Here is a 22,240-nt window from a genome sequence, read left to right as displayed (position 1 = left end):
AGGATCACGAATGAAGCAGCAGCTGGTCTTTAATCAAAATAATCCGATGATTCGGCATCATCAGGTCTGCGGACAATCGCTTCTGCCAGGCCAGGCCTATATCGATATACTGTATCAAATCTTCCGGAAGTACAAATACCGGTTCAACGAGCTTGAACTGCGCAATCTGTCTATCCATCAGCCATTGACCGCCCGGCCCGGCGAGGATATTGTGCTCACCATCCAGGTGACGGAAACCGCGGAAGGCCGCTGGGCGGTACGCTTCGGGGGCGAGAGCCGGCGCAGCGGAATATGCTCCGGTGAGGAAATTTTATATGCAGCGGCAGAAATGCACCGGACCAGGCCGGTACTGTTCGACGATAAGCTCTATCCGGACGAATACAAGTCGGCCCCGGCGCGTTCCTGGGATCTGGGCAGGATGTACGAGGAGTGGACGCAGCGCGGCGTCTTGCATACCGGTTTCATGAAAGCTGCGGGAACGTTATGGGAAACAGACGAAGCCTATATCATGGAAACGGCTGTCAGCGGGGAGGCGCTCCTGACGGCGGACAAATTTATGTTCCATCCCGTACTCCTTGACGGAAGCGGGGCCGGGATTCTCGGAGGCTTGTTCAAGGGTGGATTACAGACCGGGAAAGGTCTGCTGCTGCCGTTATTTTACGAATCGTTCCGCGCTTCGGGACTGCTGCAGACCGGCTGTGCCGCCAAGGTACTCTCCTCGTCCGTCCAACAAAGGGGAGAGCTGCTGTCGATGACGATCAGTTATTACGATAAGCAAGGGAGTAAAGTAGCGGAGCTGACGAACTTCACAATGAAGCTGATCCGCCAAGACAATACGGGAGCGGAAACTATTATCGGGGAGTCTCACCCGGACGGACAACAGCAGCAGAGCCATGCGGCGGGGGCTGCGGCAGCGCTGAAGCTCGTGCGGAAGCTTCTGGCGGAACAGCTGCAGAAGACGGAAGAGGAGCTGAATCCCCATGCCGGCTATTACGAGCTGGGTCTGAATTCGGCAGGCCTGCTTGCCATTGCGAATGCCATCGAAAATGAGATCGGAGACGCTGTGCCGCCAACGCTGCTGTTCGAGCATACGACGGCCGTGCAGCTGGCCGACTATTTGGCATCGGCCTATTCTGGTTGTTTTGGCAGGAAGGATACGTACGGGAAGGAGGCGTACGAGAAGGAAACGTACGTGAAGGATTCGTATGGGAACATCCCGTCCTTCAGGTCCGCCGGCGAGCCGCAAGGCCGGGAACAAGCGGCAGCGAACGCCCTGCCATCGCCAGATGCCGGTGCAGACGGCGACATTGCTATTATCGGGATGGCCGGAAGGTATCCCGACGCGGACGGGCTAGCCGCCTTTTGGGACAATTTGAAGTCGGGCAAGGATAGTATCCGCCAGGTTCCGTCCACCCGCTGGCAATGGGAAAGCTATAAGGATATTGTTTCGCCTTCGGGCAAGCCGGTGTCCCGCTGGGGCGGCTTCATCGACGATCCGGATTGCTTTGACCCGCAATTTTTCCGGATCTCCCCAAGGGAAGCGGAGACGATGGATCCTCAGGAACGTTTGTTTTTAACAGTCTGCTGGGAAACGATTGAGGATGCGGGGTATACACCGGGTACGCTCGTTCAACCCCGGGGCCGCCATAAGCGGCAGCCGGTCGGTGTATTCGCCGGCGTGATGCATAAGGACTATGCGATGCTTGGAGCGGAAGAGGCGGCGAAGGGCAATAGGTTTCCTTTGTCGCTCAATTATGCGCCGATTGCTAACCGGGTCTCTTATTTTTGCAATTTCCACGGTCCCAGCATGACCATCGATACAGTATGCTCCTCTTCACTGACGGCGGTTCATCTGGCGGCTGAGAGCATCCGGCACGGAGAGTGTGAGGTTGCATTGGCAGGGGGCGTGAATCTGTCCCTGCATCCGAATAAATACGTCTCCTACGGCCTGATGGATATGCATGCCAGCGACGGCCGATGCCGTACATTCGGCGAGGGCGGGGATGGATACGTGTCCAGTGAAGGCGCCGGCGCCGTGCTGCTCAAGCCTCTTCGGAAGGCGGTCCGGGACGGAGACTCTATCTATGCTGTTATTAAAGGCAGCGTCATCAATCACGTAGGTACGGTCAGCGGAATTACGGTGCCCAGTCCGGTCGGCCAGGCTGAATTGATCAGCGAATGCCTGGACAAAACGGGCATCGACGCGCGGACGATCTCTTATATCGAGGCGCACGGGACGGGGACGTCACTTGGTGATCCGATTGAAATGCAAGGGCTTGTCAAGGCGTTCAGGGATTACACATCCGACACCGGGTTTTGCTCAATCGGTTCGGTCAAGTCCAATATCGGACATGCGGAATCGGCAGCCGGCATCGGCGGGCTGCACAAAGTAATTTTGCAGCTGTACCACGAGAAGCTGGTGCCCTCACTCCATGCGGAGGAGCCGAATCCGTATATTGATTTTGCCGGCTCACCTTTTTATATTCAGCGGACATTGAAGCATTGGGAGCGGCCGAAGGCCGTTATCGGCGGCAAGGAGACGGTCTTCCCGCGGCGCGCTGGTATCAGCTCGTTCGGGGCGACCGGATCGAATGCCCATATCATCCTTGAAGAATACATGCCGGAACCGGACATGGTGAAGCCAGTAAACGCAGCAGGCCTTGAGCCGGGAGAACGGCTATATTTGATACCGCTGTCAGCCAAAAATAAGGAGCGTCTGCAAGCTTATGCCGCCAAGCTGGCTGCTTTTCTGCAAGCCTCCTTGCCTGAACAGAAGGCGGCAGCGGGCGGGAAGCAGCATGGCGCCGCTATTCTGGAAACGGCTGAGCACCGGGTATGCAGCATCGTCTCGGACATCATTCAGATGAAGGACGGAATCATCGATGCGGAGCAGGACTGGTCCGAATACGGACTGGAGCCGGTCCATTTCATCCAGCTTCACGATAAATTAAAGACTGCCTTCGGCATAGAGCTCGGCAGCGAGACGATCCTGGCGCTTCGTTCGGCTGCCGCCGTGGCGAAACGGATTGCCGAAGGGGCGGCGGGTATAGAAGAGGAAGACGCTTCACCCGCCGTTGAAAAGTCCGGAGGTTCAGGCCGGCTGGATGCAGAGAACCTTGAAGCTATAGCCTATACACTGCAAGTGGGACGCGAGCCGATGAACGATCGCGTGATTTGCGTTGCCCGCAGCAGCCGGGAGCTGATCCTTCAGCTCGAACAAATTGCGCAGGGGAAAGAGAAGAATATTGCATCGGTGTTCCGGGGGGCGGTCAAGCCAAGCAGCGAGCTGGCTTCCGTATTCCGGGCGGATGAAGATTTCGGCGAGCTGCTGCAGCGGTGGCTGAGCAAAGGACAGCTGGAAAAAATCGCGCAGCTTTGGGTAAACGGCGTCGGTATTGAATGGAAACAGTTGTATGGGAGCAATGTTCCGAAACGGCTCAGCTTGCCGTCTTATCCGTTCGCGAAGGAACGGTACTGGCTGCCTTCAATGGCTGTTCCAGACGATCATGCAGTTGGACAACAGGGATGGCCGCCTATGTCTGCCCGCCGTGATGGCGGGGCTCTACCGGCCGAGCGGAGCATGCGGATGCTGCAAAAGCAGTGGGAGCCGTGTTCACCGCCAGCATCTATCTGCAGCCTGTCCGGAGCTGTGGCTATTCTCACGACGGAGGAGACAAGACCGCTTGCTCTCCGGCTTGCCCGGCAGTTGCCAGCTGCCCGGATACTGGGCTCCGAAGAGCTTCGCTCTGAGCTGGATGAGCATGTCTACTCATACGTCGTCGACTTGACCGGCTGTGGGAAAGAACAGACTGACGAGCCGGATGGCTGGATTCCCTGGCTTCAGCGGCTGATAGAGCAAGGGACGCGTGACGGCATGATGCTTCTGGGCGTGACCACGGGTCTGGAAGCAACGCATGGGCAGAAGCAGGGCCCGGTCAATCTGGCCGGGGCTATGCGGGCGGGTTTATACCGGATGCTGCAGAGTGAATACAGCCACCTGCGTTCTCGCCACGTCGACTTCGCGCCGGATTGCGGGGGGCACGTTATGGCGGAGACGATTGCGGCTGAGCTGCTGACAGACAGCGAAGATGCCGAGGTACGCTATCTAGAAGGGATGCGGTACCGCGCCAGCCTGGCTGAGCTGCCTAAGGATTGCGGAGAAGAGGCGCCCGGCCCGTTTCCGGAGGGGCATACGCTATGGATTACAGGAGGCACCCGCGGCATTGGGGCCTTATGCGCGAAGCATTTTGTCAGAAGCCGGGGTGTACGCAGGCTGGTGCTGACAGGACGCGAAGCCATTCCGCCCCGCGAACAGTGGGATGACTATACGGCGGACGAGGCCAGTCCGACCGGGCAGAAAATACGGATGGTCCGCGAACTGGAGTCGCTCGGGGCTCAGGTGAAGGTGCTGGCCCTTGATTTGACCGACGAGGCGGCCGTACGCCGCTGCATAAGCGAGGTGAAGGCGGCCTGGGGCGGGGTCGGCGGCGTGCTTCATTGCGCCGGACTGGGCAATTTGGACACGCCGGCATTTATCCGCAAATCAGGCGGCAGGATGGAAGAGGTGTGGGCGCCGAAAGTGAAGGGCCTTAATGTCTTATACCGCTGCATGAGAGAGGAGCCCCTGCAGTTTTTTGTGCTGTTCTCGTCGGTGTCAGCGATCGTGCCGACACTGGCAGCGGGGCAGAGCGATTATGCGATGGCTAATGCGTATATGGATTACGCCGCACAGGCATGGAGCAGGGAATGCCCGGTGATCAGCATCCAGTGGCCGAGCTGGAAGGAGACGGGCCTTGGCGAGGTTAAGAGCCGTGCTTATGAACAGACGGGAATGCTTGCGCATACGGATGCCGAGGGCTTACTGATGCTGGACCGTATTTTGTCCGGCGGCCAGGGACCGGTTGTGCTGCCGGCCGTGGTCGATCCCCGGCGCTGGAAGCCGGAGAGGCTGCTGCTGCGCAGCCTGCGTGAGCTGGGGGATGCCCGGATTGAGGCAAGGAAGCCTGCGCCGCAAGAAGAGCGGGACGCAGAGAATGTGCTGCCGGCGGTACGGTCATTCGTAACGGGCGTGTTCGCGAAAGAGCTGAAGCTTGACCCGCTGCGGCTTGATCCCGAACTGCCTTTTGCCGAATATGGCGTGGATTCCATTATGCTGGCGCAGGTGCTGCGAATTATTAAGCAGGGGGCCGGCACTGAGCTGGACCCGTCAATCCTATATGAACACCCGAGCATCCGTTCCTTATCAGCGTGGCTTGCAGACAATCACGGTGATTCGTTCGCTGCTCACAGCAGGGAAGCGATGGAGCTGCCGGGCCAAGGGGACAGCCGCCTGTTTCAACCGGCTGCCGCTTTGAAGCAGCCGCCGGTACCGTTATCAGGACCGCTGCCGCAGACTGCTGCCGCAGGCCGAATGATAGATTCGTGCACGGATGCGCCGAATATCGCGGTCATCGGCTTGTCCTGCCGCTTTCCCGGAGCGGAGACGCTGGACGACTACTGGCGCCTGCTGTCAGAGGGAAGCTCCGCCATCCGCCTTGTTCCGGCGGGGCGCTGGCCGGGGCCGGAGCTGTATTATGCCGGTCTGCTCGGCCGGCCGCGGGCGATGCCGGCTTCTGTATTCCGCTTATCGAATGAAGATGCGCAAGCGATGGACCCGCAGGCACTGCTGCTGCTCGAAGAAAGCCTCAAGGCATGGCATCATGCAGGCTATACGCCGGAGGAGATCAAAGAGCGTTCAGTTGGCGTATACATCGGTGCGCGCAGCAAGCATGATCCTGATGAAGCAAGTCTGCTTCAAGCCCGGAATCCGATTCTGGCGGTCGGGTCGAATTATTTGGCCGCCAACATTTCGCAGTATTTCGATCTCCACGGCCCGAGTCTCGTCCTGGATACCGCCTGCTCTTCGGCGCTTGTCGGCCTCAATCTGGCGGTCCAGGCCTTGCGCAGCGGAGAAATCGAATGTGCGCTTGTCGGCGGAGTCAGCCTGCTGACCTCCAGTAAGATACACCGGCTGTTTCAGCAGCGGGGCATCTTAAGCCCGGAGCCGAACTTTCACGTGTTTGACAGCCGCGCGCAGGGCGTGGTGTTGTCGGAAGGAGCGGGAGTCGTGCTGCTCAAGCCTGTAGAGCAGGCGGTTAAGGACGGGGACCGGATCTACGCGGTCATTAAAGGAACCGCCGTGAACAATGACGGGAGGACGGCAGGTCCTGCCGTACCGAACCTGCAGGCACAGAAGGAAGTGATGCGCCAGGCGCTGGCCAGAAGCGGCAAGCGGCCGGAGGAGATCGGTTACATCGAGGCGAACGGCTCCGGATCGGTAGTGACCGATCTGCTGGAGCTGAAGGCAATTCAGGCCGTGTACCGCAAGGACGGCGGAGTGCCGCTTGGCATCGGGTCGGTCAAGCCGAATATCGGTCATCCTTTATGTGCAGAAGGAATTGCCGGATTGATCAAGGTGGTGCTGATGCTGAATCATGGAGAGCAAGTTCCGTATTTGTCCGGCCAAAGGCCGATGAAGCACTTTGATATCGAAGCGTCACCTTTCTATTTCAGCAGGGATTGCGCCGAATGGCCGGGCCGCAGAACCGCTGCGCTGAACAGTTTTGCAGACGGAGGCACGAACGCGCATGTCATCATGGAGAGCTGGGAGGAGCTGCGCGCACCGAGTGCAGTCCGCCGTCCGCTTCCGTTGCCGGAGGAGGCCATTGAACAGCATGCCGGCGCAGGCGCGGTTAAGCCGAACTGGTGGCTGAAGCAGACCAAAGCGGCTGATGAGATTCGAGGATGAGCAGAGAGATTAAGACTGGAGGGTTAAGCGGGATGACAACAACAGAATTCCGGTTTCAAAGCGATCATCCGATCTTGGCCCATCATCAGGTGATGGGCAGCGGCATCCTGCCGGGATTGGCTTACATTGATATCTGTTACCAATGGTTCAGGGAGCAGGGATATGATTGCGCAGAGCTGGAGCTGCGCCAGGTTACCCTCTTCCGCCCCGTAACCGTCCGGGAGAACGAGGAGATCCGGCTGCAGCTTCATTGTGTGGAAGCGCAGAAGGGACAATGGCAAATCCGGGTGGAAGGCGAAATTACCGGGACGGAGGAAGAGTCCGCCGGGCCTTTCATGACCGCCGAGATGCACCGCTGCCCGCCGGTGCGGTTCGAGCATTCGGTCGATGCGGACCGTATCCGTTCTTTGGCCGGCAGCAGGACAGATATGGCGCTGCTCTATGAGCAGTGCCGGGCTCTCGGACTTGTACATTCCGGATTCATGAAGGCGGAAGGAAGGCTGTTTGACGAGGCCGATTCGCTCTTGCTGGACCTGGATCTCCCGCAGGATAGCCTCGGGGAAGCAGATAGCTTCATGTTCCACCCGGCACTGCTCGACGGAAGCTGCGTCGGGGCCGGGGCACACTTCACGCAATTGGCGGAGGACCGGCGGCTGTTTCTGCCTGTCTACATCGAATCATTTTGTGCTGCGGAGCTGATTCAAGCGAACTGTATGGCCGTAGTCAAGCATTCATCGGTAATTCAACGGGATGGACTATTGTCGTTTACGCTGGCGTTTTTTAACCGGGATGGCCGGCAAATCGGCGAGCTGAAGAATATTACGAACAAGCTGGTCCGCGGCGGGGAGGCAGAGGGCCCTGGTCAGCTCCTTCCCCGGCAGCCGCAAGAAGCTTTGCCGGACGTAACGGAAGCGGCTCAGAGCGCGGCTGCCGCCGCACGCCGTTTTCTCGTCAGCCTGATTGCGGAGCGGATGGACCGGGACGAGAAACAGATTGATGTGCGGGCGGGCTATTTTGAAATGGGGCTTGATTCGGCCTCCATGCTTACACTGGCCCAGGCTGTGGAGAACCGTCTCGGGACGGCCATCTCCCCGACGCTTCTATTCGAGTACCCGACGGTTGAACGCTTAGCGCAGTATTTGGGAGCTGCCTATCCGGAGCAGCTTCGTCCGGAGGAGCCGGAGCTGAGCACGAATCTGCCGGCTGCAGACGGCGGCGTAGGGCCTGTGAATTCCGGTGCGGCTGAACCGGCAGCGCACGCGTCTGCTCGCGGTGATGACATCGCGGTCATCGGCATGGCCGGGCGATATCCGTCCGCTGCGAACCTGGAACAATTCTGGGCGAATCTGACGGCCGGCAAAGATTGTATCCGCGAGGTTCCGTCTTCCCGCTGGAAGTCAGAGCGGCTGGCGGGCCTTCGTTCCGCCTCGGGGAAGCCGATGTCCCGCTGGGGCGGATTCATCGACGATCCGGATTGCTTCGATCCGCAATTTTTTAGAATTACGCCGAGAGAGGCGGAGACGCTCGACCCTCAGGAGCGGCTGTTTCTGGAAACCTGCTGGGAGACCATCGAGGACGCGGGCTATACGCCGGATTCATTGGCAGTACCGGCAGGGCCGCATCAGCGCCGCCGCGTCGGGGTATTTGTCGGTGTGATGCATAAGGATTACGCGCTGCTCGGGGCGGAAGCGGCGGCGCAGGGGCACCCGTTTCCGCTATCGCTGAACTATGCCCCCATAGCGAACCGCGTGTCGTATGTTTGCAATTTTCATGGACCCAGCATGGCCGTCGATACGGTATGCTCCTCCTCGCTGACTGCGGTTCATCTGGCCATGGAGAGCATTCGGAGCGGAGACTGCGAAGCCGCATTGGCAGGCGGCGTCAATCTGTCGCTCCATCCGGCCAAATATGCCACTTACGGCATGATGGACATGCAGGCCAGCGACGGGCGCTGCCGCACGTTCGGCAGCGGCGGAGACGGCTACGTGTCGGGAGAAGGAGTCGGCGCCGTTCTGCTCAAGCCGCTCAGCAAGGCGATTGCGGACGGTGATCATATTTATGCTGTTCTGAAAGGAAGCATGATCAATCACGGCGGCTCGGCGAGCGGCATTACTGTGCCTAACCCTGTGGCCCATGCCGATTTGATCGGTGAATGTCTCCAGAAGGCCGGTATCGGCGCGCGGTCGGTTTCGTATATCGAGGCTCACGGGACCGGGACGCCGCTGGGCGACCCGATAGAGATGGAGGGACTCGTTAGAGCATTCCGCTCCCATACGGACGATACCCAGTTCTGTTCGGTCGGCTCCGTAAAATCGAATATCGGCCATGCAGAGTCGGCTGCCGGCATTTGCGGGCTTCAGAAAGTCATTTTGCAGCTTTACCACCGGATGCTGGTGCCTTCGCTGCATGCGGAGGAGCTTAATCCATATATCGATTTTGAACGGTCTCCTTTCTATGTACAGCGGAAGCTCGCGGCATGGGAGCGGCCAGTTGTGACGGATAAGGGCAAGGAGATAAGCGTGCCGCTGCGGGCGGGCATCAGCTCGTTTGGAGCCACCGGCTCCAACGCCCATCTCCTGCTTGAAGAATACGACCCTGCGGCTCACGCGGCAGGCACGGTCCCGGTCAATCCGCCACTTGGTGAGAACGGCCAGTGTCCCGCACTTGTACTGCTCTCCGCCAAAAACAAGGAACGTCTTCACGCATATGCCGGCAAGCTGGCCGGCCATTTACAGCCGGATTCGGATTACCGCACCGTTGATCTGCATGCGCTGGCCTACACGCTTCAAGTCGGCCGTGAGGCGATGGAAGAACGCGCTGCCTTCCTGGTGAGGGATTTACCAGAGCTTGTCGCCGGGCTGCGCCTGCTGGCAGGGGGAGAAGACAGCATCGGCTCCGTATGGCTTGGCCGGTCGGAATTTGACGCGGCTGAGGACCGGCTCGTTCCGGAGGCGGCTGCTGAAAGCTTGGCTTCCGCTGCCGCCGCATGGGTCCACGGACGGGAAGTCGACTGGAAGAGGATGTACGGTGAATCCGTACCTCTTCGCCTGAGCCTGCCATCGTACCCTTTTGCCAAAGAACGGTATTGGGTACCGGTATCCGGCCATCCAGCGGGTGCCAGGCTGTCCGCTTCGTCCTTGCTGCATCCGCTGCTCCACGAGAATGTCTCGGACTTCCGGGAGCAGCGCTTCCGGACGGTCTTTACCGGCAGCGAGTTTTTTCTGGCAGATCATATTGTGAACGGACAGCGTATGCTTCCCGCCACAGCATACCTGGAAATGGTCCGGGCCGCTGTGGCGATGTCTGCCGGCGAAATGCCGGAAGGGCCGCTCCGTATCCGGTTGAAGCATATTGTCTGGTCTAACCCCTTCATCGCAGGCGAAGGAACGGCAAGTGTCGATATCGCGCTTTTTCCTGAGACGGACAATGAAATTACATTCGATATCTTTAGTCATGCGCCGGGAGAGGAGCCGGTTGTGTACTGTCAGGGAACTGCGGTAATTGCTTCCGGCACCGTAGAAGCCGCCCGGATGGATCTGGACCGGGTTCGCTCGGAATGTGCGGAGGATAGTCTGGATGCGCCAGCACTATACGGGCTGTTCCGGTCGATGGGAACCGAATACGGCGCAGCCCACCGCGGAGTGGACAGGCTTCAGCTAGGCGAGGGCCAGGCGCTTGCGCGGCTGACGCTGCCGGCGGAAGCGGCTGCTTCAGAGGCCTATGTCCTGCATCCGAGCTCTATGGATGCGGCGCTGCAAGCCTGCATCGGACTTGCTCCGGCGGCAGGCGCGGCAGGCAAGCCTTTGGTTCCATTCGCGCTGGAAGAGCTGGTTATTCACGGTGCCTGCACGGAACGGATGTGGGTCTGGACCCGCTATAGCCCGGGAAGCGGGACTGGCTCTCCGCTGCTCAAATATGATTTGGACCTCTGCGATGATCAGGGCAGTGTGCTCATTCAGCTAAAAGGCTTATCCGTTCGTCCGCTGGAGCTTGAAACGCTTACGGGTACGAAGTCAGCACCGGCTTCCACACTGCTGCTGCATAAAGAATGGGAAGAACGGCCGGCTGCCTTCACGCATGGATTATCCGGCTCGTACGTTAAGCATCTCCTTGTCCTGACCGGACAGGAGGCGTTCGATTTAGCCGCCCTTCGTGCCAATCTGGGTGATGCAGAATGCGTCCAATTCCCTCATGAAGGGGAGGGGACCGCCGCCAGTTACCGCAGGGCTGCGGCCGCTCTGCTCGAGCTTCTTCAGCGCGTACGCCCAAGCTCTCCGGCGGGGAGACTGCTTATTCAACTCGCGGTCCCGAACCAGGGTGAGCTCCGGCTGTATGCCGGACTTTTCGGGATGCTGAAAACGATGCAGCTGGAGAACACCGGTCTGGCCGTGCAGCTGATTGAGCTGGAGCCTGGGGACAATGCGGGTTCCCTCGCGTACAAATTGAAGCAGGACAGCACAGATTTGGAGTACGAACATATCCGTTACGAGCATGGGAAGCGGCATGTTGCCATTCGCCAGGCGGTTGACATTTCCGGCGGAGATGCCCCTCATTCCCTGCCTTGGAAAGATGGGGGCGTCTATCTAATCACCGGCGGAGCGGGCGGGCTTGGCCTGATTATTTCCAGGGAAATTGCACGTTCTGTTAACGACCCGTCAATTATACTGGCTGGACGCTCCGAGCTGGACAAGGCAAAGGAGGCGGAGCTTGACGAGCTGCGCAGAAGCGGTACCCGCGTCCGTTACGTGAAGACAGATGTCAGCGACTTTACGGAAGTTTGCAGTCTAATGAACAGCATCCGCTCTGAATATGGCACGCTGAACGGCATCGTACATAGCGCGGGCCTGGTTCGTGACCGTATGCTCATGCACAAAACGGCTGCGGAACTGCAGGAGGTGCTGGCACCGAAGGTGGACGGGCTTGTTCATCTGGATGAGGCCAGCACCGGCTTTCCGCTCGACTTTGTTATCGCCTTCTCATCGGCAGCCGGGAGTCTTGGCAATTCCGGTCAGGCGGATTATGCGGCGGCCAACGCTTTCATGGATGCTTATGCCGGGTTCCGCAATACGCTCTACCAGTCCGGCAAGCGGAACGGCCGGATGCTGTCGGTTGGCTGGCCGCTGTGGGCGGAAGGCGGAATGAGGCTGGAGGCACAAGCGGAGACAGCACTGCTTGGAAGCAAAGGCCTGATTCCTCTGCGGACGGCCTCCGGCATCCGGGCATTGTACCGGGCATGGGCTGCACAGAAGGATCATGTACTGGTACTTGAGGGAGACGCTGCCCGTATGCTGGACATCGATAAGCAGCAGTCCGCCACATGGGAACAACAGACCGGCGCCGGTGCTGACGGGACTTTGGCCGAAATAGATGTGCTTTACAGCTTTGCAGTACGGTACCTCACCAAGCTGTTGGCCGAAGTGACCAAGCTGCCGGTCAGCCGGATTGATGACGTCACCTCCTTGGAGGAGTACGGCATGGATTCGATCGTAGCGATGCAGCTGACTGCTGAAATGGAGAAAAGATTCGGGACGCTGCCGAAGACGCTGTTCTTCGAATACCGGAATTTGCAGGAATTGGCGGCATATCTGACCAAAGCTTACCCGGGCAGGATATCCGCATTGTCAGGCGAACCGGCCGGGCTGAAGGAGACAGCAGCCGCCAAGGTTCCGGCTGAGACTGCAAAAGACGGCACGTTGAAGAGGCTCACGCCCCGCTCCCGGCCATCCGGCAGACTGCACCGCGGTAATAGCGAGGATACCGCTGCAGAAGCGGCGGGTCTGCCGGCTGCCGCAAAGGATATCGCCATTATCGGCTTGTCGGGACGTTACCCGGGAGCCTGGGACTTGGAGGAGTTCTGGCAGGTACTGAAGGACGGCAGGGATTGTATTACCGGAATTCCGGCTGCACGCTGGGATAACAGCCGCCACCGCCAAGGGAACGAAGGCCGGAACACTGAACGTTGGGGCGGTTTTATCGATGGTGTCGACGAATTTGATCCGCTATTCTTCAGCATCTCCCCGCGCGAAGCGGAGACGATGGATCCGCAGGAGCGGCTCTTTCTGGAGCGCGTCTATGAAGCGATGGAGGATGCGGGCTATGTGCGCCTGACAGGCGGAGCCTCCGCCCCGTATCATACGGGAAGTGTGGGCGTATACGTCGGGGTCATGTACGAGGAATATCAGCTGTATGGTGTTCGCGAGCAGATGCAGGGAAGAGCGGTGGCACTTTCGGGAAATTCGGCATCCATCGCCAACCGGGTGTCGTATTATTGCAATTTTCAAGGACCGAGTATGGCGGTTGCCACCATGTGCTCGTCCTCTCTGACGGCGATTCACCTGGCATGCCAAAGCTTGCGGCTTGGCGAGTGCAAGATGGCCGTAGCCGGCGGCGTCAACGTATCGGTTCATCCGAACAAATATATATTGCTTGAGCAAAACCAGTTCGTGTCGAGCAAAGGCCGATGCGAAAGCTTCGGTATCGGGGGAGACGGCTATGTGCCCGGCGAGGGAGTCGGCGCCGTGCTGCTTAAGCCGCTCGATCAGGCAATTGCCGACGGCGACCCGATCTACGGCGTGATTAAAGGAACGGCCGTCAATCACGGCGGCAAGGTGAACGGCTACACCGTCCCGAATCCGAACGCCCAAGCGGAGGTCATCGGCAAAGCGCTTAGGGAAGCGGGACTCGATGCCCGGGAACTCACGTATATCGAAGCGCATGGAACGGGCACTTCACTGGGCGATCCGATTGAGATCGCGGGGTTAGCCAAATGCTTCGGGACCTATACGCAGGATAAACAATTTTGTGCGATCGGGTCGGTCAAGTCGAATATCGGCCATTCCGAAAGCGCGGCCGGCATTGCCGGACTCACCAAGGTGCTGCTGCAGCTGCAGCATAAACAGCTCGTGCCGTCGCTCCACTCGGAAGTGCTGAATCCTAATATCGATTTTACGAATACGCCTTTTACCGTTCAACGGGAGCTGGCAGAATGGCCAAGACCACTGCTTAACCTGGACGGAACGGCGAAGGAGCACCGGCGGACAGCGGGCCTGTCATCATTCGGCGCGGGCGGCTCTAATGCCCACATCATTATTCAGGAATACGTACCGGCCGTCACGGAGGCAATGTACGGGGAGTCTGCGGGTACACCGGTGCATCCTGCTCTTATTCTGTTATCCGCAAGAGATGAGGAGAGGCTCCGGGAGCAGGCGAAGCGGCTTGTCGAGGCGATACGCTGCAAAGGACTGTCAGATACGGATTTGCCGCATTTGGCGTATACACTTCAAGTCGGCCGCGAAGCCATGGAGGAACGGCTGGCGCTTACGGCGGCGACGATGACGGATGCGGTGCAGAAGCTGACGGCTTACGCAGAAAACCCTGCGGCAGCCTCCCTGGACATATACCGGGACGGGATCAGACGCAATAAAGAAATGATGGCATTGCTCGCCCAAGATGAAGATATGGCTGCTGCAGTGGATCATTGGATGGCAAAAGGCAAATGGAACAAGCTCCTCGGGCTCTGGGTGAGGGGCGGGGCAGTGGATTGGTCCCGGCTTTACACCGGTTCGGGCTTCTTGCCGCGGCGGTTGCGGCTGCCTTCCTATCCTTTCGCCAGAGAACGGTATTGGGTTGCCGGCGGACAAGAACATGCCGATGTATCCGGCGGCAGTGCCGGGCAAGCTTATCTTCATCCTCTGCTGCATGTCAATACATCGGATCTGGCAGAGCAACGGTATACTTCTTTGTTTACGGGGGCGGAATTTTATCTGGAGGATCATGTGGTGAACGGGCAATCCATGCTGCCTGCCGCCGCTTTGCTGGAGATGGCACGTGCTGCCGTAGAAGACGCGGCTGCAGGCTTGACGGACGAGCCGACAGCCATCCGGCTGTCCGGCGTAACGTGGCCCCGCCCGCTTATCGCGGGAACACAGCCCGTTCAAGTGCATATCGGACTCCATCCCGGTGAGCGGGATGAAATTATGTTCGACATATACGGGAACGGGGAAGACGGCAGTACGCCGGTCTACAGCAGCGGCCGGGCGGAGCTGTATGCGGTAGAAGATGCACCGCATCTAGACCTGGACGCCCTTTATGCGGCCTGCAGCGGGCAGCAGTTCGATGCCGGTACCGTGTATGAAAGCTTCCGCTTGAGGGGGATCGGGTACGGGCCCGGCCACCGGGGGATCGAGAGGCTGCACACCGGCCGAGGACAAGTGCTGGCCGAGCTTACGCTGCCTGACTGCCTGGCGGGGACTGAGGATACCTATATGCTGCATCCGAGCTTGCTCGACTCGGCGCTTCAAGCGTCGGCAGGACTGCGCCTCGCTGAGGCTGACGCAGGAAAGGCAGCGGACGCCCAGGGGCTCTATCTGCCTTTTGCTTTGGAGGAGCTGGAGGTGACGGGAGCCTGCGCTTCCCGGATGGTTGCCCATGTCCGTTACAGCGATGGAAGCCAGACAGACGGGAGCACCGACAAATTCGATATTGATTTATGCGACCGGAGCGGGAAGGTCTGTGCCCGGTTAAAAGGGTTCACGGTTCGTAAAACCGGCCCGGAAGCGCTGCGCCAGCAGGAAGAAGGAGCGGCAGCAAGCGCATCGAAGCCGCAGATGCAGACATTAAGCCTGCTGCCGGTCTGGGATGCCGTTAAACCTGCAATGAAGCAGGACAATACACGGGATGGAGAAGGATTATTACTGATCGGAACGCCCGGGGTGATACGCGACCGGGTGATGCAGCACTTTGCCGGTGCTTCCCTGATGGAGCTTATGGGGGGAGAAACGGCGGATATGATTGCGCAGCGGCTTCAGGCGCAGGGTCCGGTCCGCCATGTGGTGTGGATTGCAGCGGAGAATACGATCGAATCCCCTGCTGATGAAGCATGGATTGGGGAGCAGGAGCGCGGGGTGCTGCAAGTATTCCGCCTGATCAAAGCGTTTCTTCAATTAAAATATGGCGGCCAGCCGCTGGAATGGACGCTGGTGACGGTGCAGTCGCAGCCCATCCATTCCTGTGACCCGCTGAAGACGGCACATGCCGGGGTTCACGGACTGGCAGGGTCAATGGCCAAAGAATATCCGGGCTGGCAGATACGCGCTGTCGATCTGGAAGCGGGCCGGGAGTTCCCTGTTGAAGACATGTTCAGGCTTCCGGCGGAACCGCAAGGAAATTCCTGGGTCTACCGTACGGGCGAATGGCACAAGCAGAAGCTCGTCCCGATTCAGGAAGCCGCTTCCGAACCGACGCTCTTCCAGGAGGGCGGCGTGTATGTGGTAATTGGAGGCGCAGGCGGCATCGGCCAAGCGTGGAGCGAATATATGATCCGGACCTACCAGGCCAATGTGATATGGATTGGAAGGCGGGAGAAGGATTCCGGCATTCAAGCCGGCATCGACCGGCTTGCGGCTCTGGGTCCGGCGCCTGGATATATTACGGCAGATGCGGCCGACCTGCAGTCTTTTCAGCGCGCTTATCTTGAGATCAAGCAGCGCTATTCCCGCATTAACGGCATTGTGCATGCGGCGCTTGTGCTGCGGGATCAGTTACTTGCGAACATGGACGAAGAACGTTTCCAGGCGGCCCTTGCCGCCAAGGTAGATGTATCTGTGAGGATAGGCCAAGTATTCCGGGACGAGCCGCTCGATTTCGTGCTGTTCTTCTCCTCCATCAATGCGTTTGCAAGATCCGCAGGACAAAGCAATTATAGCGCAGGCTGCGCTTTTAAGGATGCATATGCCAGCTATTTGGCAGGAGTGTGGCCGTGTGCCGTCAAGGTGATGAACTGGGGATATTGGGGAAGCGTCGGAGCTGTCGCATCCCGGGAATACAGCGAGCGCATGGCTAACAGGGGAATCGGCTCCATCGAGCCGCCGGAGGCAATGGCTGCGCTGGAGTCGCTGCTGGCCGGTCCGGTGAATCAGATGGCACTGGTCCGGACGGCGAACCCCGGGACTATGGAAATGATCGATGTCCGGCAGGCAGCCTCAGTCTATTCCGCACAAGCGGATGCTTCACCGGGCGCCGGCATATTCCATCACATGGCGGATGATATCCAGGAAGGGCAGACCCGGCAGGCCAAAGCGCTGAGCAGGCCGGCGGCCCGTGAGCTGGAACAGCTGATAGCGCGGCTACTGCTCAAGCAGCTTCGTACAACCGCTGCCCCCCTTGCTAACGGCAGGCTGGAGCGGCAGGCGATGTTCGGTAAGTGGCTGGAGGCAAGTGTACAACTGCTTGCGGAGCACGCTGGAGTGTCCGATCCGCTGAATGAATTGCCTGAGGAGGAGACGGCTGCACTCTGGCAGGAGTGGAGCGGCCGCAGGCAGGAATGGCTGGACACCGAAGGGTTAGAAGCACAGGTTATCCTGGCGGAGACGATGCTGCGCGCGCTGCCTGATATTCTAACCGGGCAGCGGCCGGCCACAGATGTCATGTTCCCGAATTCCTCCATGCATCTGGTCGAAGGAATATATAAGAACAATCCCCATGCCGATTACTTCAACGGCGTATTGGCCGGCACGGCTGTCGCCTATGTGGAGCAGCGTATCAGGCACAATCCGTCCGCAAAGATCCGCATTCTGGAGATCGGCGCAGGGACCGGCGGAACGAGCAGCGGGGTGCTTCGCAAGCTGGAGCCTTACCGGGACCGGATCCAGGAGTACGCCTATACGGATCTCTCACGGGCGTTTCTTCAGCATGCAGAGAAGGAATACGGCCCGCGTTATCCTTATCTGGCTTATGGCATCTTTAATGCCGAGAACGGCATTCAGGAGCAGGGGTATGCGGCCGGCGTCTACGATGTCGTCATCGCGGCGAATGCTCTGCATGCGACCAGAGATATCCGCACGGCGCTGCGCAATGCGAAGGCGCTGCTGCGGAGCGGGGGCATTCTGCTGCTGAACGAAATCACGCGCAGCGATTTGTTCACCCATATCACCTTCGGTCTGCTGGAAGGCTGGTGGGCGTATGAAGATGCTGCGCTGCGCGCGCCGGGTTGTCCGGGGCTTGCTCCAGATACGTGGCAGGCTGTTCTCGCCGGGGAAGGGTTCGGGCGGATCATCTTCCCGGCCGGTGCCGCCCATGACAAGGGGCAGCAGATTATTGCGGCGCACAGTGACGGGATCGCAAGGCAACGTCTCCAGGCCCAACCGGACGGCAGTCCAAAGGTTCATAAGGAAGTAAAGGCGAGTCATGCGGCAGCAAAAGTTGAAGCCGTTAGCTTCCAAAGGAACCAACCTGCGGCTGCTGCGGAGGCTGCGGATACCCGTGTGCAGGAGGAGGAGGAGCTGCGCGCGCGAAGCCGCAGCTATTTCAAACGGCTGATCGGGGACGTGCTTAAGCTGCCGGATCACCGGATCGACGCCTCAGAACCGTTCGAAAGCTACGGCATCGACTCGATTCTGGTCGTTCAGCTGACGGATTCACTGCGCGGAGCGCTACCTTCGGTCAGCTCAACCTTGTTTTTCGAGCACAGGACGATTGATTCGCTGGTCGAGCATTTCATTCTGACGCAGGAGGACGGATTGCGGAAGCTGGTCGGCATGGAGAACGGCATTGCGGTGGCAGCCGGATTACCGGAAGCTTCTGCTGCCGGTCCGGGAGCCGGTTCCGCGCCTTCTGTACATTCCGCGCCGCTTCGTCCACCTACGGCATCCTTGATGACCAAGCGCCGGTTTGTTTCCAGGACGGTAACGGAGCCTGAATCCGTACCGAGGACGGTATCAAATTCGGAATCCAAGCCATCGTACGTGCGGGACGTCGCGGTCATCGGTTTATCCGGCCGGTTCCCGATGGCCGGCGGGGTGAACGAATTCTGGGAGAACGTGAAGCAGGGAAGAAGCTGTATCTCTGAGATTCCGCCGCAGCGGTGGGATTGGCGAAGTTATTATAACGAAGAGAAAGGCAAGAGCGGATCGATGTATACCCGGTGGGGAGGCTTTCTTGAGGATATCGATGCCTTTGATCCGATGTTTTTCCGCATATCGCCGAAGGAAGCCGCCCAGATGGATCCTCAGGAGCGGCTGTTTCTTGAATCTGCTTACGCTTCCGTAGAGGATGCGGGCTATACGCCTGCAAGTCTTAGCACCAGCCGGAAGGTCGGCGTATTCGCCGGGGTGATGAATGGCAGCTATCCGACAGGGGCCAGCTACTGGTCGATTGCCAACCGGGTCTCATACCTGCTGAACTTTCAGGGGCCGAGCATGGCGGTCGATACAGCCTGTTCGTCTTCCTTGACGGCTGTGCATCTGGCGCTGGAGAGCCTCTACAGCGGGATGAGCGAATGCGCCGTCGTCGGCGGTGTTAACCTGATCGCGGACCCGGTCCATTATCTGAAGCTGTCGGCCGCAACCATGCTCTCCCCTGGCGATACCTGCAGGGCGTTCGGTGCGGGAGCGGACGGCTTCGTCGATGGCGAGACCGTGTGCACAGTCGTGCTTAAACCGCTGGAGGCCGCCCTTGCAGACGGCGATCATATCTATGGCGTTCTGAAGGGAAGCGCCTTGAACGCAGGCGGGCGGACGAACGGCTACACGGTTCCCAGCCCGGATGCTCAGCGCGGGGCGGTCTCAGAAGCGCTGCGGCGCTCAGGCGTTCCGGCCCGAACCGTTACGTATGTGGAGGCGCATGGCACGGGGACGGCGCTCGGCGATCCGATCGAAATTTCCGGTCTTACCAAAGCGTACGAACGGGAAACGTCCGACAAGCAGTTTTGCGCTATAGGCTCTGTGAAGTCCAACATCGGCCATACGGAAAGCGCTTCGGGCATGGCAGGGCTGGCTAAGGTGCTGCTTCAACTGAAGCACCGCAAGATTGCGCCTACTCTGCATGCGCAGGAGACCAATCCGGATATTACATTCGGCGAGACTCCGTTCTTCGTTCAGCAGGAGCTTAGGGAATGGCAAAGGCCGACTGTGGAGCTCGGCGGCATCCGCAGGGAATTTCCGCGCCGTGCGGGCATTTCCTCCTTCGGAGCAGGCGGAGCGAATGCCCATCTGATCGTTGAAGAATTTGTTCCGGAGGTTCGGAGCGAAAGACCCGCAGCGGCTGCACCAGGCCGTCCGTTCCTGATTGTGCTGTCAGCGAGAAACGGGGACCGCCTGAAGGAGAGAGTCCAGCGTCTGCTAGCGGCGGCCGAAACGAATGGCTATTCTGATGCCGATCTTGCGGACATCGCCTATACGCTGCAGGTCGGACGCGAGGAGATGGAGGAACGGTTAGCGTTCACAGCGTTATCAATGGCCGACCTGCACCTGCGGCTTCACGAATATCTGCGCGGGGACGGCTATCAGCCAGAGCTGCACCACGGTCATGTGAAAGCGAACCAGGAAGTGCTGGCGGCGCTGACGGCGGATGAGGATATGCAGGAAACCGTGGACAAATGGATTCGGCACGGCAAATTCGCCAAGCTCCTCGACCTATGGGTCAAGGGCTTTCGTCTGGATTGGAGCGGGCTGTATGATGGTCTGCCGGCTAAGCCGCGGCGCATATCGCTGCCGACCTATCCTTTTGCCAGAGAACGGTATTGGATGGAGGGAAGTCCCTTCCCTGCGGCACCTGCCATGGACACAGCCGGTGCGCAGCTGGTACTCCCGAAGAACAGTCAGGCCGAAAGGCCGAATCGTCACCCGGCGCCGCAGGAGCAAGACGAACCCATGATCTTTGAGGAAATCTGGGAGGAAGAGACCGGGGCAGAAATGCCTGCTGCCGGGCAAGTTCAGCTTGAAACGGTTGTGTGCTTCCTGTCGGACCGCCGGAGTCAGCAGATTCTATCCAATGCGGTGAGGCTTAGCTCACCTACTGCACGCATCGTCTTCGTGAGCGAACAACCAGACGGCGGCGAGCGGCTTGAGGATACGTACAGGGCCCGGGGAGACGATAGCGCCTCCTTGGCTGATGCTTTCCGTGACATAGCCGTCAAGTATGGTAACGCTGATGCGCTGCTCTACATGTGGCCGCTCGAAAATCCGCAGCATATTCAAGATCCGTCTGCACTTGTTCATACCATTCAGGCACTTGCCTCTACGAAGTTCGAGGTGCGGAAATTAATAGCTGCGGCTGCCTTTGCGAACGGGCTTGAGCGCTGCTATGCCGAATCGTGGATCGGGATACAGCGCTCGCTTGGGAATGTGCTTCCCGATACGTCTATGGGGGTATGGCTGGCGGAGGCCGGATTACACGGGCAGGACGCGGGCATGAAGGATTGGCTGGAGCAAATAGGCGCAGAGCTGCGCTCTTCCGGCGTACGGAATGTGCTGTATGTTGAAGGTAAGCGTAACGTCTGCACAGTACGCAGGGCAACAGATCATGTCTGTGTTCAGCCGGTATGGAAGAAGGGGGGCACCTATTTAATTACAGGCGGCTGCGGGGGACTTGGTTATCTGTTCGCCGAGCACGCCGCCAGGACGCACGGGGTTCAGCTTATTCTAACCGGACGTTCGGCTGTGGATGACACAATTAAGAAGAAGCTCGGGACACTGGAGGCACTGGGCAGCAGTGTCGAATACGTGCAGGCAGACCTATGCAATCTTCCGCGTATGCAGGAGGGAATCGCCCGGGCCAAAGCACGGTTCGGCCCGATTAACGGAGTTATTCACGCTGCGGGTATCCAGGTGAACCGCAGCGTTATGGAGAAGAGTGCGGAGGAATTCCGGCAGGTGCTTCTTCCGAAGACGGAGGGCACGGCTATCCTGGACGAGCTGCTGCTGGAGGAGCCGCTTGACTTCTTCTGTCTGTTCTCTTCAACCTCTGCCGTACTGGGTGACTTCGGTTCCTGTGACTATGCCGCCGCCAACCGGTTCCAGATGGCTTATGCGGATTACCGGAACGCGCTGCGGAAGCAGGGGCTGCGGCGCGGCCATACGGCTGCCGTTGGCTGGCCTCTATGGAGAGACGGGGGCATGGGCTTCTCGGAGGAAGAGCAGAGCGGCATGTATCTGAAAGCGAGCGGACAGCGGTATCTTGAAGCGGAAGAAGGGCTTGCTGTATTCAGTGATCTCATCTCTAGGGCCGGCGGCCGCTATCTGGTACTTGCCGGGGACAGCAGAAGAATCGGGCGCTTTCTGGGCACCGGTACCTCTTCAGCGGACTTCGTGCCTGCATCTTTCGTCCGCTCAGGGAGCTCAGCGGAGTATGCGCAGGGTCCTCTCCGACTGGAGGAGTACATGGAGCGTGATCTGAAGAATCATATCGGCAGCCTGCTCAGCATTCCGCTGAACAAGCTGGATTCCGGGGAGAATCTCGTAGACTATGGCTTCGATTCCATCTCGCTCACGCAGTTCGCCAGGCTGCTGGCCAAGCAGTATGAAATCGACTTCGGGCCTTCGTTATTTTACGCCTATCCGACGATTGAGAAGCTAAAAGAATATTTGCTTACGGGCCATGAGAATGCTGTCCGGTCCTATTACCTGCGCGCTGAAGAAGCGGATGTGCAGGCAAGTCTGGAACCTGTTGTCAACGAGG

2 protein-coding genes (1 of these 2 cut by a window edge) are annotated in these 22,240 nt (G+C 59.1%); both read left to right on the top strand.

Annotation, left to right across the window (positions count from 1 at the left end; all coding sequences use genetic code 11):
• The first annotated feature begins 10 nt into the window (after window positions 1-10).
• Entirely contained in the window at window positions 11-6,787 is a 6,777-nt protein-coding gene (locus NSU14_RS18840) for a beta-ketoacyl synthase N-terminal-like domain-containing protein (RefSeq protein WP_340946758.1), read from the top strand.
• On the top strand, window positions 6,784-22,240 hold the 5' portion of the coding sequence (locus NSU14_RS18835) for an SDR family NAD(P)-dependent oxidoreductase (protein WP_340946756.1). Its footprint extends 2,930 nt past the window's final position; the window shows 15,457 of its 18,387 coding nt (coding positions 1-15,457); the start codon lies at window positions 6,784-6,786; the stop codon falls past the right edge of the window. Before NSU14_RS18840 ends, NSU14_RS18835 begins: the two co-directional genes overlap by 4 nt.

This window comes from Paenibacillus sp. FSL R10-2771 (assembly GCF_038000205.1).
Taxonomy (GTDB): domain Bacteria; phylum Bacillota; class Bacilli; order Paenibacillales; family Paenibacillaceae; genus Paenibacillus_AQ; species Paenibacillus_AQ phytohabitans.
This window is presented reverse-complemented; position numbering and strand designations above follow the sequence as displayed.